We start from the raw sequence: 12,807 nt of genomic DNA, 5'->3' as shown, positions 1-12,807 counted from the left end.
CGATTGCTGGCGATTGCTTATTGCGGCAAAGCGATGCGTATGCCGAGTCCGATAAACGCACCGCCCGCCAAACGGTTCATGATGGCCGCGGCCGATTTCTTGCGCTGGAAGAACGCGCCGACCATGCCGGAAAACAGAGCGACCACGCTAAAAATGGCCAGCGCCTGCAGGATGAATATTGCCGCCAGCAGCAGCATCTGCGCCGGAATATGGCCGGCGCCTGCATTCACGAACTGCGGCAGGAAGGCGATGAAGAACAGCGTGACTTTCGGATTCAGGATATTGGCGATCACGCTTTGCCAATAGATGCGCGACAGCTTCATCGGCGCCGCAGCAGCGCCGCTGTTGAGCTGGATGGCCGAGTGCGAACGCAGGGTGCGCACGCCGATATAGATCAGGTAGCCGGCGCCGGCATAGCGCAGCAGCGAATACGCCAGCGGCGAAGCCTTGATCAGCGCGGCGAAACCCAGCACCGCCAGCATGGTATGGAAAATCAGGCCCGAGCTGAAGCCCAGCGCCGACACCAGCCCGGCCTTGCGGCCCTGGGCGATGCCGCGCGTCAGCACATAGATATTGTCCGGCCCAGGCGCCAGGGTCAGTGTCATTGCAGCGATCAGGAACAACCAGATTTCGGGCATGCTATTACTCGGCGAAGGATGAAATTGAAATAAACGGATTAATCAGGATTCAAGGATGGCGAAGGCATTGCCGATTTCGTTGCCGAACTTGTCCAGGAACATCAGCTGCCGCACCAGTTGCGCCGCCTTCTCGAAATCGCCGGCATCCAGCAGTTTGCCGATCTCCAGCAGATCGGCCCTGCGGGCGGCGCGCAATTCGCGGTCCAGCTGCTCCAGCGCTGCCACGTTCTTGACGGCGCGCGCATCGTCCAGCGTTTCGCGCCACTCCATCTGCTGCATCAGGAAAGCCGCCGGCATGGCCGTGTTCGACTCCGCCTGCAGCGCGACGCCGTTCAGCTCGCACAGGTAGGCGGCGCGCTTGAACGGGCTTTTCAGGACCTGGTAGGCTTCATTGGCGCGCGTGGTCCATTGCATCGCCACGCGCTTTTCGGCGGCAGTGGCGTTGACGAAGCGGTCCGGATGCGTCTGGTTCTGCACCTCGTGGTAGGCCTGGTCCAGCGCCGTCATGTCCAGCGTGAAGTGTTGCGGCAGTTGGAACAGTTCGAAGTGATTTTGCATGGTTTTCAAGTAGCCTGGGCTGGCGTCGCCTGGCCCGAAGTGGCCGGCCATCTGCATGGGTCCGGCTATAAAACAAAAGCCTGTCGTACATCAACAGGCTTGGTCGTCCATCTAATCCAGCGTGATGCAACCCGGCGGCTAGTGCGCCGGCGTCAGATACGGAAACTCTCGCCGCAGCCGCACTCGTCCTTGACGTTCGGGTTATAGAACTTGAAGCCTTCGTTCAAGCCTTCGCGGGCAAAGTCGAGCTCGGTACCGTCGATATACGGCAAGCTCTTGGGATCGACAAACACCTGGATCCCGTGCGATTCGAACACGGCGTCTTCATCCGTCTTCTCATCCACGTATTCCAGCTTGTAAGCCAGCCCCGAGCAGCCGGTGGTGCGCACGCCGAAACGCAGGCCGATGCCCTTGCCGCGCCGCTCGATATAGCGGTTGATATGCTTCGCCGCTTTTTCCGTAAGTGTGATTGCCATATGCCGTCGATCTCTTTTCTGGTGTTCACTCGTTCCCTCGGCTGTCCTGTTCGGGACAGCCGAGGGAACGATAACAGCTGGTAATTACGCCGCTTGCTTCTGCTCGCCGTGCTTGGCCTTGTAATCATCGACCGCGGCCTTGATTGCATCTTCCGCCAGGATCGAGCAGTGGATCTTGACCGGCGGCAGCGCCAGTTCTTCGGCGATCTGGGTGTTCTTGATCGACATGGCTTGATCCAAGGTCTTGCCCTTGACCCATTCGGTCACCAGCGACGACGAAGCAATCGCCGAGCCGCAGCCGTAGGTCTTGAACTTGGCGTCCTGGATGATGCCGTCGGCTCCGACCTTGATCTGCAATTTCATGACGTCGCCGCAAGCAGGCGCACCGACCATGCCGGTGCCTACAGTCTCGTCGCCTTTTTCAAAGGCGCCGACATTGCGTGGATTCTCGTAGTGGTCCAAAACTTTTGCTGAGTAAGACATTTTGTTGCTCCTTGTATGATGCTGCGGCGCTGAAGACTCAACCAGCCGCAGAGAAATAGCTTAGTGCGCCGCCCATTGGATCGTACTGATATCGATCCCGTCTTTATACATATCCCACAGCGGCGACAGCTCACGCAGTTTCGCAACCTTGGTCTTGATCAGTTCAATCGTGAAATCGATGTCTTCTTCGGTCGTGAAACGGCCGATGGTGAAGCGGATCGAGCTGTGCGCCAATTCGTCGCTGCGGCCCAGCGCGCGCAATACGTACGACGGCTCCAGGCTGGCCGAGGTGCAGGCCGAGCCGGACGAGACCGCGATGTCCTTGATCGCCATGATCAGCGATTCGCCTTCAACATAGTTGAAGCTGACATTCAGGTTGTGCGGCACGCGGTGCGCCATGTCGCCGTTGACATACACTTCTTCGATCGTTTGCAGGCCGGCCGCCAGGCGGTCGCGCAGCGCCTTGATGCGGACGATTTCTTCATCCATTTCTTCACGGGCGATTTCAAAGGCCGCGCCCATGCCGACGATCTGGTGGGTAGGCAAAGTGCCCGAACGCAGGCCGCGCTCGTGGCCGCCGCCGTGCATCTGCGCTTCCAGGCGCACGCGCGGCTTGCGCCGCACATACAGGGCGCCGACGCCCTTCGGACCGTAAGTCTTGTGCGCTGTGAAAGTCATCAGGTCGACTTTCCATTTTTCCAGGTCGATCACGACCTTGCCGGTGGCTTGCGCCGCGTCGCAATGGAAAATGATGCCCTTCTGGCGGCACAGTTCGCCGATTTCTTCTATAGGCTGGATCACGCCGATTTCATTGTTCACCAACATGACCGAGATCAGGATGGTGTCCGGGCGGATCGCCGCTTCCAGCTGTTCCAGCGTGATCAGGCCGTTGTCCTGCGGTTGCAGGTAAGTCGCCTCGAAACCCTGGCGCTCCAGTTCGCGCACCACGTCCAGCACCGCCTTGTGTTCGGTCTTGACGGTGATGATGTGCTTGCCCTTGGTCTTGTAGAAATTGGCCGCGCCCTTGATCGCCAGGTTGTTGCCTTCGGTGGCGCCGGAAGTCCAGATGATCTCGCGCGAATCGGCGTTGACCAGCTTGGCGACCTGCTCGCGCGCGTCTTCGACGGCTTTTTCAGCGGACCAGCCATACATGTGGCTGCGCGAAGCCGGATTGCCGAACTGCTCGCGCAGGTAGGGAATCATCTTGTCGGCAACACGTGGATCGATCGGCGTGGTTGCCGAATAATCCATGTAAATCGGGAAGTGAGGCGCCTTCAATGTGTCTATCAGGCTTTTTTCCAAGGGTGCGTTCATACTATTTTGAGCTCCAATCAAGCAACCAGGTGGGACCGGTGCATCACCACCACATTTTGTTCCAGGGTCTTCTTTTGCTGCGCGTGCTGCTGCGCATGTTGTTGATCCACCAAATCCTTCAGCGACACCGAATCCAGATATTCGACCATCTTGGCGTTCAGGGTCGACCACAGATCGTGCGTCATGCAGCGGCTGCCGCCTTCGTGGTCCGGGCTATGGCAATTTTCCTTGCCGCCGCACTGGGTCGCATCCAGCGGCTCGTCGACCGCGATGATGATATCGGCCACAGTGACGTCTTCCGCCTTGCGCGCCAGGTTGTATCCGCCGCCTGGCCCACGTACGGATTCGACAATCTGGTGACGGCGCAACTTACCGAACAATTGTTCCAGATACGATAGGGAAATCTCTTGCCGCTCGCTGATGGCGGACAAGGTCACAGGACCCTTGCCCTGGCGCAATGCCAAATCGATCATCGCAGTTACCGCAAACCGGCCTTTTGTCGTCAGACGCATGTAATCTCCGCTCTTAAACCTATCTATCCGCGCCTTCCGTTCAGGAAAAGCGAAGTGTGACGACAGTATACCAAACTTGAGTGAATCCGTCAGGTATTACCCGATTCCCGGAATCCCGCGCCAGCCATGGCTTTCAAGGCGATTGCCATTTAATCAACCACGGAAATGCGGGGTATGCCGAAAAGCCCTGATTTCAGGGAAAAATGAGGCATTTCTTATAGAGCGGCAGCAGGGAAAAATCGTTTCCTGCAAAAAATTTATGCAAGGAAGCGACGCTTAAACCTATAATGTCGACCCTCCCGCACAGTACTCTTTCGACACGCTTAGCATGGCCATCCGCAAATCCAAGACACCGCAATCACCGACCCAGAGAGCCGACCAGAAGCGCGTCGACATCCTGAAGTCCGCCGGCAAGTGTTTCCGCAAGAACGGCTTCCACCAGACCTCGATGCAGGAAATCTGTACCGAAGTAGGCCTGGGACCAGGCGCGGTGTATCGCTATTTCACCAGCAAGGATGCCATCATCGCGGCCATGGCGGAGGATGAGCGGCGCCAGGCGCGCACCATGCTGTCGGAATTCCACGACACCGACGACCTGCCGCAAGCCTTGTCCGCCATCACCCGCGCTTTCGCCCAGCGTTACGCGGCGGTCAGCGACGCCGGCCTGATGACGGAAATCTATGCCGAAGGCTTGCGCAGCAAGCGCGTCGGCGCGGTGATCAAGAAGGCGGAGACGGAATGGGTGGACGGCCTGGCAGACATGCTGCGCACCGCCCAGGAACGCGGCCAGATCGACACTGCGCTCGATGCCCAGCAGGCGGCGCTGCTGCTGACCGCGATGTGGGACGGCATCGTGATTCGCCAGGCTTATACCCAGGAAGTGCCGGAAGGAATGCTGGCGCTGTTCGACGACATGCTCAAGCGCTGGCTGTCCACTGCCGCGGTGGGCAGCAAGCGGGTCAAGCCGGCGCCCGCCCCTGCACCGAAAAAGGCGCCTGCCGCTCCGCAGTTCGACTTTGCGCCGGAACCGGAAGCGGAGCCAGAGGCGGACAAGACCGCTGCCCAGGCCGAAACCGACCTGCGCCAGATGAGCCTGATTTAATTTAATTATTTAATGATTTAAGCCTGGGCCAGCCCGGGCTAGCATCGTGAAGCGCGCCTACTGCGCGCGCTTCAGCAACCGCATCGGCCCGAACAGGGCTTGCATGCCGACGTTGCCGATAAAGCTGAGATTGTAGGGATGCTCGGCGACCGCCTTCGGGAACTGCGCGGTGACCGCATAGGCATTCAGCTGCTCGGCGATTTTCCCCCACAGCACCAGCGTCGGCAGCGCCGCGCCACGACCTTCGGCAGCGGCCGCCAGACCCTGCAGCACCGCCTGCATGAAGGGCTGCCAGGCCTTGGCATCCTTCACCGGCGGCACGTCGGAGCGGAACACCAGCGACGCATTCAGCAACAGGAATCCTTGCCCCACCATGTTGTCCTGCAAGTCCGCCAGCAGCTGGATCGCCGGCGAGCCGGGCAGTTGCGCCTGCTGCGCCACGCCGGACATCGCATCCCCGGTGGTGCTTTCGATGGCCAGCTGGCCATCGGCCACCAGCAGCATCTTCATGAAATTGCGCAGCGAGGTAGCGCGGTTCACCTGCTTGGACAAACCCTTGTCGGACCACAGGGAGCCGACCGCGCCGTCCATGAAGCAGACGCCGGTGGCGCTGGCGGCGCGCGGATAGGGACCCTCGCCTACCAGCACATAACGGACCGCCTGCAGCGGCTGGGTGAAGGCGGCAAACATGCGGCCTTCGGTCGGCAGGTAGTCGGCCGCGGCCAGATCCTGCAAGTACGTCGGACTCGCTTGCGCCACGGCGCGCAGGCCGGTTTCCAGGATCGCGAGCCAGGAGGGATGCACGCCATTCAAGGCGGCGCGGATTGAAGCGGGTAGAAAATCAGTCATAAGCCATTAAAAAAATACAGTTTAAACACACAAAGCAACAAGTTGCTCCGCATGCGCGGGGCGACGCACCAACTCACTCAACAGCGCTGGCGTTACAGCGCAATATTGTCCGCGCCGGGCGCACCGAACAGTTGCTGCTTCAGCACATGCAGCTGGTCGCGCACCTGCGCGGCTTTTTCGAACTCCAGGTTCTTGGCGTGATCGACCATCTGCTTTTCCAGGCGCTTGATTTCCTTGCTCACCTGCTTCTCGCTCATCGCCTCGTACTTGGCCTGCTCCTGCGCCGCATTCAGCTCTTCGCGCGCTTCCTGCGGGCTGTAGACGCCATCGATCAATTCCTTGATCTGCTTGCTGATGCCGATCGGCGTGATGCCGTTGGCGGTATTGAAGGCAATCTGCTTGTTGCGGCGGCGCTCGGTTTCATCGATCGCGCGGCGCATCGAATCGGTCATGCGATCCGCATACAAGATAGCGGTGCCGTTGAGGTTACGGGCGGCACGGCCGATGGTCTGGATCAGGCTGCGCTCGGAACGCAGGAAGCCTTCCTTGTCGGCATCCAGGATCGCCACCAGCGACACTTCAGGAATATCCAGGCCTTCGCGCAGCAGGTTGATCCCCACCAGCACGTCGAACGTTCCAAGACGCAGATCGCGGATGATTTCGACCCGCTCCACGGTTTCGATATCGCTGTGCAGATAGCGCACCTTGATGCCGTTATCGCTCAGGAATTCGGTGAGCTGTTCGGCCATGCGCTTGGTCAGCGTCGTGACCAATATCCGTTCGTTCTTCTTGATGCGCGCATTGGCCTCGTTCATCAGGTCGTCCACCTGGCTGAGGGCCGGCCGCACTTCGATGGCAGGATCGATCAGGCCGGTCGGCCGCACCACCTGCTCCACCACCTGGTCGGCATGCTGGTTTTCATAGTCGGCAGGCGTAGCCGACACGAAAATCGTCTGCCGCATCTTGCCTTCGAATTCATCGAAACGCAGCGGCCGGTTGTCCAGCGCCGACGGCAGCCGGAAACCGTAGTCCACCAGGTTGGTCTTGCGCGAGCGGTCGCCGTTGTACATCGCGTTCAACTGGCCGATCAGCACGTGCGACTCATCCAGGAACATCAGCGCATCCGGCGGCAGGTAGTCGACCAGGGTCGGCGGCGGTTCGCCCGGCAAGGCGCCGCTCAGGTGCCGCGAATAGTTTTCGATGCCTTTGGTGAAGCCGATTTCCTGCATCATTTCCAGGTCGAAGCGAGTGCGCTGCTCGATGCGCTGCTCTTCGATCAACTTATTTTCCTTACGGAAAAACTCCAGGCGGTCGCGCAGCTCTTCCTTGATAGTGTCGATGGCGCGCAGCACGGTGGCGCGCGGCGTCACGTAGTGCGAGCCGGGATAAACCGTGAAGCGCGGAATCTTCTGGCGCACGCGGCCAGTCAGCGGATCGAACAGCTGCAGGTTGTCGATTTCATCGTCGAACATTTCGATGCGTACAGCCAGCTCGGCATGCTCCGCAGGAAACACATCGATGGTGTCGCCGCGCACGCGGAAGGTGCCGCGGCCGAAATCGATTTCATTGCGCGTGTACTGCATCTGGATCAAGCGCGCGATCACATCGCGCTGGCTGACCTTGTCCTTGGCGCGCAAGGTCAGGATCATCTGATGGTATTCGTTGGGATTACCGATACCGTAGATGGCCGACACCGTTGCCACAATGACCACATCGCGCCGTTCCATCAGCGATTTGGTGCACGACAGGCGCATCTGCTCGATATGCTCGTTGATCGAGGAATCTTTCTCGATGAACAAGTCGCGCTGCGGTACATACGCCTCCGGCTGGTAGTAATCGTAGTAGCTGACGAAATACTCCACCGCGTTGTGCGGGAAAAACTCGCGGAACTCGCTGTACAGCTGCGCCGCCAGCGTCTTGTTGGGCGCGAAGACGATGGCCGGCCGCCCCATGCGGGCGATCACGTTAGCCATCGTATAAGTCTTGCCAGAGCCGGTCACCCCCAGCAAAGTCTGGTAAAACAAGCCATCTCCCACGCCTTCGGCCAGCTTCTCGATGGCCGCAGGCTGGTCGCCGGCCGGCTGGAAGGGCTGGAACAATTTATAAGGCGAATTGGGAAAAGTGACGATCTTGGACTCGTCGACGGTACTGGGAACCTGTGATATGTCAGCCATGGGCCTCGACCTTTGGTAAAATAGACGGCAGTAAATCCGCGCCGATCAGCGATGTATTCGTGACCCGGCACAGCATTCAACCCGGCTACAAGAAACGCTTTGCAGCCAACTTTTTATGTTATCACGATGAACGCACCTCTTTCAGCCTCCCTCTTCACCGCCATCGAAATGGCGCCGCGCGATCCCATCCTCGGCATTACCGAAGGTTTCAATGCGGATCAGAATCCAGGCAAAACCAACCTCGGCGTCGGCGTCTACTACGATGATAACGGCAAGGTGCCGCTGCTGGAGTGCGTGCAAAAAGCGGAAGCGCAGCTGATCGAAAAACTGTCGCCGCGCACCTACCTGCCGATCGAAGGCCTGGCCGCTTACGACAAGGCTGTGCAAGAACTGGTATTCGGCGCCGACAGCGCCGTCGTGCAAGAGAAACGTGCTATCACCGTGCAGGCCATCGGCGGCACCGGCGCATTGAAACTGGGCGCCGATTTCCTCAAGCGCTTCGCCGCCGCCGACGCGCAAGTCTGGATCAGCGACCCAAGCTGGGAAAACCACCGCGCCCTGTTTGAATCGGCCGGCTTCACCGTCAACAACTATCCTTACTACGATCCAAGCACACGCGGCGTCAACTTCAGCGGCATGCTGGACGCGCTGAAGACCATGCCGAGCGGCTCGGTCGTCGTGCTGCACGCCTGCTGCCACAATCCGACCGGCGCCGATCTGAGCGACGCCGAGTGGACCCAGGTCATCGAAGTCGTCACCCAGCGCGGCCTGATTCCCTTCCTCGACATGGCCTACCAAGGCTTTGGCGACGGCATCGAAGCCGACGGCCAGGTAGTGCGCCGCTTCACCGAAGCCGGCGGCCCGCTGTTCGTCTCCAACTCGTTCTCGAAATCGTTCTCGCTGTATGGCGAACGCGTAGGCGCCCTGAGCATCGTCGCCGCCAGCAAGGAAGAAGCCGGCCGCGTGCTGTCGCAGCTCAAGCGCGTGGTGCGCACCAACTACTCCAATCCGCCTATCCACGGCGGCCAGGTAGTCGCCACCGCCCTGTCGTCGCCGGAGCTGCGCAAGCTGTGGGAAGAAGAACTGGCCGGCATGCGCGTCCGCATCCGCGAAATGCGCCACCTGCTGGTCAAGAAACTGAAAGAACAGGCCCCAGGCCACGACTTCGATTTCGTGACCAAGCAACGCGGCATGTTTTCCTACTCCGGCCTGACCAAGGCCCAGGTCGAACGCCTGCGCGACGAATTCTCGATCTACGCTGTCGACACAGGCCGTATCTGCGTCGCCGCGCTGAATTCAAAAAATATTGACAATGTTGTCGCCGCAATCGCAAAAGTCCTGTAATATTCGGGTCCCGAAGCAGTTGTAACAAACGCTTCGGGAGATGTAGAAAAGTTTAGAAAAAGCTTTGACAACGCAGCCGATTCAAGACTATAATTCTGCTTCTTTCAATTCCCTGATAGCTCAGTCGGTAGAGCGACGGACTGTTAATCCGCAGGTCCCTGGTTCGAGTCCAGGTCGGGGAGCCAAGATTCTAAGGGGCCACATGCAAATGTGGCCCCTTTTCTTTTGTCCCGAAAATCTGCAATTCCTCACGACAACGCTGACCCCAATCCGGCGGCCAACAGCAGCCAAGTCCGCCTCAGCTCCGCCCCGATATTCAAGGCTACACGCCAGCTGTCATGCAGCTCAAAATCGAGCACAAAATATCAAAACCCCGGATTTGAATCCTTTTATCATTGGTTCACTAAGGAGAACCAATGAACTACCTCGATCAAATCCAACGCGGCGTCGACTACATCGAAGCCAATCTTGAGCAGCCGATTTCCATCAGTGCCGTAGCAAGTGGAGCCGGGCTGAGCCAATGGCATTTCCAACGCATCTTTAAAGGATTGACAGGTGATACTGTCAAGGACTACATCCGCTCGCGAAGGCTGGGGAAAGCACTTGAGCAGTTGTTGAACAGCGACAAAAAAATCATCGACATCGCATTGGAAGCGGATTTTGAAAGCCAGGAAAGCTTTACACGGGCGTTCAAGTCCGCGTTTGACACGACGCCGGCCGAATATCGCAAAGCAGGAAAGAAACGCCCTTTCCCACAAAAGGTAAAGTTCGATCAAGACTACCTGGAACATATCAACAAGAGGATGAATACCGTCCCCGAGATTTACAAGCAAAAGGAAATGCACCTTGTCGGGTTAAGGACCAGCTTCTTTGGCACCGATTCAGAGAAAAACAATATCGGTGAAAAGCTCCCGCCTCTGTGGCAGCAATTCATTGCACGGCTATCTGAAATCAAACACACAGTTGGCGGCACTTGCTACGGCGTCGTCAGGCAGATCACAGAGAACAGCGATGAACTGGAATATTTTTGCGCGATTGAAGTGACCGCGCTCACAGATATTCCGGACGGGATGCTGGCGATCAAAATCCCCGTGTGCACCTATGCCAAATTCATGCACAACGGCGCCGTCAATTTGATCGACAACACCATCAACTATATTTACTCGACCTGGCTGCCGCGCAGCGGAAAAAGACATGCCAATACGACCGATCTGGAGTTCTATGGCGCGGACTACAACCCCAGCTCCGACGCGTCAGTCATGCACTACGCCATCCCGATAAATTGATCACGACAGGAACAACGGATATGAATGCAGATCTTGAGAAGACCTGGGAAAAATATACTTCTGCCTGGAAAATGACAAGCAAGGCGGAAAGACTGGCGACATTTTCAGAGGTGCTTGCCGACAACGCCGTTTATACGGACCCGCTGGTGCGCGCGACATCGTGGGATGAACTGATCAGCTACATGGAGAACTTGCATCAGCAGATTCCCTGCGCCCATTTTGTCACGACCTGTTTTATGTCGCACCATCAAAAAAGCGTCGCCAACTGGGAAATGAAAACGCAGGAGAATATAACGATCGGTACCGGGATCAGCTATGGCGAGTATGACGATCAAGGTCGGCTTGTCAGCATGAACGGATTTTTTGAGAGTAATTCTTGATCTTTAAATAGAGCTCTTTGCCGCTGCGAAGGTAGGCATCAAACTCAAATTCGGTAAAGGACCAGATTCTGCGCCGCCCAATTTTTACGAGATCATCGAGCTCCACTATGCTCAGCAGGCTTGCCGATTAACTGGATCTCGGGTCCGCCCATGACGGAAATAAGAAAATAATTTCCCCCTCCCGTTTCCTCCGGTATTCCGTTGGACCATTGATCGTCAGTACTATTTTTCGACTTGATGCGGTTCTCAAACGGCAACAGCATCTCTCGTGCATCGCTGATTTTACTCATGAGCCATATTCCAGCTCAAATGAGCCAAAATTTGGCACAAATAATTTAATAGAGTAGCGGACTCTTAATCCGGCGGCCGCTTGCAGGAGCCATCTACTAACAAATCGCAAATTGAAGTGCGTCATGTGTCATTGCAAGACTTGACCCAAGCCGTTGCAAGTTTTTTTGCGCTGTGCCACTAACGAAGGTGATCGCAAAACGCTTGCAGAGACTTAAATGGCGCAGCGGCGCGAACCCCTTTAGCTTTAAGCTGACTCTGTGCATATTCGGTGCACTTCGCTGCAAAGCCATCGCCAGTGACAAAGTAGTCGCAGTACGCCAACCCGAGTGTGCAGTGCATCAGGTCTGCTGCATCACCCCGATTTGGTTTTCTCGTAGAGTCCTGTCTTCGTTTATCCGCCATTGCACTTTCAGCCAATAGCGCAGGTGATGATCGATATAGCTTCTCTCGGTTCTGGTAACAATACCGCCCCATGTTGAGCCAGTCTTTAGGGACGATTGAGGTTCCGTCCGGCCATTGTTTTGGGAAAAGGGTGTTAAGGTGAGTGATGAAAATGGTTTCATCTAGTTCTTTCAGCCTTCGTCGATCCGCCTTCTGTAGCGTAGTCAGAACATTAACCAAATCGCTTTTAGCTTTTTCTATGCTCGCAAGGTCACCTAATTTCGCGGTTTGCATATAGTCCATCATCGAATAGTCGTCACGGACACGAATGTTGAAATCATCGAGTAGGATCGACGAAAACCTGACTTTAAAGGGAATGAACGGGAACATCCCCGCCCGAAAAAAATACAACCAGAGAAAGCTTCTCAACTCGTATCTTTGCAAAGTTTGCATCTCATGGATGTATATCGGCGTTAAGGACAAAATGAATTCTATTCGCCGAACCTTTTGTTCACGATCTTCGCCTTGCTCAATTTCAATCATATTCCAGCCAGAGATAACCAAGCGTATGTCGTGATTAGCAACGATTCCACGCAAGTTTTCCCAGTTGTCCTCATGAGTCAGGACATTGTGATCAATATAGAGAGTTTTCATCAGTTGCATCGTAGCTCAAGTTTTCTTGTCAGCGGTACACCCATAGTGGTGGAAGCATTCGCGTTAGTCGACATGACCCCGACTGCCGCAACAGCCAACAAAGCCACGACTGTCTTTTTCATTGCGATAGTCCTTCTGCTCTGAGATTGACTTCAACAAGTTGCCGCCCGTCAAAATATTACTGCAATTGCCGGCCATACAACCCGACATGCGAGCGAATCTGAAACGGATAGCCATCATTTGTTACGCGGCAAGGCAACAAGGACTTCAGGCACAACCAGCACATGGTCCATACTAATGGCGTCATGAATACCGTGCAGAGCAAGCACGGCATCCACCTCTATCACCACCTCCGTCTTACCAGG

At 56.8% G+C, this 12,807-nt stretch carries 14 protein-coding genes and 1 tRNA gene; 5 read left to right on the top strand and 10 right to left on the bottom strand.

The annotated features are described in order from the left end of the window. Positions 1-17: 17 nt before the first annotated feature. The 6 genes from KHU30_RS19320 to iscR all read right to left on the bottom strand — a co-directional run bounded on the left by KHU30_RS19320 (position 18) and on the right by iscR (position 3,981). Positions 18-638, bottom strand: a complete 621-nt coding sequence (locus KHU30_RS19320) for a LysE family translocator (RefSeq protein WP_211444244.1) — start codon at positions 636-638, stop codon at positions 18-20. A 42-nt stretch (positions 639-680) separates the two neighbouring features. After that, positions 681-1,196 (bottom strand): Fe-S protein assembly co-chaperone HscB, encoded by a 516-nt coding sequence (hscB, locus tag KHU30_RS19315; protein WP_211444243.1) that lies wholly within the window; start codon positions 1,194-1,196, stop codon positions 681-683. Between the two features lie 152 nt (positions 1,197-1,348). Beyond that, positions 1,349-1,672 (bottom strand): iron-sulfur cluster assembly protein IscA, encoded by a 324-nt coding sequence (iscA, locus tag KHU30_RS19310; protein WP_014007106.1) that lies wholly within the window; start codon positions 1,670-1,672, stop codon positions 1,349-1,351. An 84-nt stretch (positions 1,673-1,756) separates the two neighbouring features. Then, entirely contained in the window at positions 1,757-2,155 is a 399-nt protein-coding gene (iscU, locus tag KHU30_RS19305) for a Fe-S cluster assembly scaffold IscU (protein ID WP_211444242.1), read from the bottom strand. A gap of 60 nt (positions 2,156-2,215) precedes the next feature. After that, on the bottom strand, positions 2,216-3,469 hold the full coding sequence (locus KHU30_RS19300; protein ID WP_211444241.1) for an IscS subfamily cysteine desulfurase: 1,254 nt from the start codon (positions 3,467-3,469) through the stop codon (positions 2,216-2,218). Between the two features lie 17 nt (positions 3,470-3,486). Then, positions 3,487-3,981 (bottom strand): Fe-S cluster assembly transcriptional regulator IscR, encoded by a 495-nt coding sequence (gene iscR / locus KHU30_RS19295; protein WP_211444240.1) that lies wholly within the window; start codon positions 3,979-3,981, stop codon positions 3,487-3,489. 328 nt (positions 3,982-4,309) lie between these two features. Here iscR and KHU30_RS19290 point away from each other — a divergent pair, with 328 nt between their 5' ends. Continuing rightward, entirely contained in the window at positions 4,310-5,083 is a 774-nt protein-coding gene (locus tag KHU30_RS19290) for a TetR/AcrR family transcriptional regulator (protein WP_211444239.1), read from the top strand. Between the two features lie 57 nt (positions 5,084-5,140). On the opposite strand, the gene KHU30_RS19285 is transcribed toward KHU30_RS19290, so the two are convergent. Together KHU30_RS19285 and uvrB are read right to left on the bottom strand one after the other, a co-directional pair. Beyond that, positions 5,141-5,932 carry a uracil-DNA glycosylase family protein gene (locus KHU30_RS19285; protein WP_211444238.1) on the bottom strand — a complete coding sequence of 264 codons (792 nt, stop codon included), beginning with the start codon at positions 5,930-5,932 and terminating at the stop codon, positions 5,141-5,143. A gap of 92 nt (positions 5,933-6,024) precedes the next feature. Beyond that, positions 6,025-8,106, bottom strand: coding sequence for an excinuclease ABC subunit UvrB (gene uvrB, locus KHU30_RS19280; RefSeq protein ID WP_230427477.1), 2,082 nt, complete (start codon positions 8,104-8,106; stop codon positions 6,025-6,027). Between the two features lie 126 nt (positions 8,107-8,232). On the opposite strand from uvrB, the gene KHU30_RS19275 reads away from it, so the two are divergent. The 4 genes from KHU30_RS19275 to KHU30_RS19260 all read left to right on the top strand — a co-directional run bounded on the left by KHU30_RS19275 (position 8,233) and on the right by KHU30_RS19260 (position 11,116). Then, a complete protein-coding gene (locus KHU30_RS19275) occupies positions 8,233-9,450 on the top strand; it encodes an amino acid aminotransferase (protein ID WP_211444237.1) in 1,218 nt (405 codons plus the stop codon). A 109-nt stretch (positions 9,451-9,559) separates the two neighbouring features. Then, positions 9,560-9,635 (top strand) — tRNA-Asn (locus KHU30_RS19270). A gap of 231 nt (positions 9,636-9,866) precedes the next feature. Beyond that, on the top strand, positions 9,867-10,736 hold the full coding sequence (locus KHU30_RS19265; protein ID WP_211444236.1) for an AraC family transcriptional regulator: 870 nt from the start codon (positions 9,867-9,869) through the stop codon (positions 10,734-10,736). Between the two features lie 20 nt (positions 10,737-10,756). Continuing rightward, positions 10,757-11,116, top strand: a complete 360-nt coding sequence (locus KHU30_RS19260; RefSeq protein WP_211444235.1) for a nuclear transport factor 2 family protein — start codon at positions 10,757-10,759, stop codon at positions 11,114-11,116. Between the two features lie 92 nt (positions 11,117-11,208). On the opposite strand, the gene KHU30_RS19255 is transcribed toward KHU30_RS19260, so the two are convergent. Then, positions 11,209-11,406 (bottom strand): hypothetical protein, encoded by a 198-nt coding sequence (locus tag KHU30_RS19255; protein WP_211444234.1) that lies wholly within the window; start codon positions 11,404-11,406, stop codon positions 11,209-11,211. A 178-nt stretch (positions 11,407-11,584) separates the two neighbouring features. After that, complete coding sequence (locus KHU30_RS19250) at positions 11,585-12,442, bottom strand: hypothetical protein (protein ID WP_211444233.1); 858 nt, start codon at positions 12,440-12,442, stop codon at positions 11,585-11,587. Positions 12,443-12,807: the final 365 nt, after the last annotated feature.

Origin of the sequence: Collimonas humicola, from assembly GCF_018304945.1 — a bacterium.
GTDB lineage: Bacteria > Pseudomonadota > Gammaproteobacteria > Burkholderiales > Burkholderiaceae_D > Collimonas > Collimonas humicola.
This window is presented reverse-complemented; position numbering and strand designations above follow the sequence as displayed.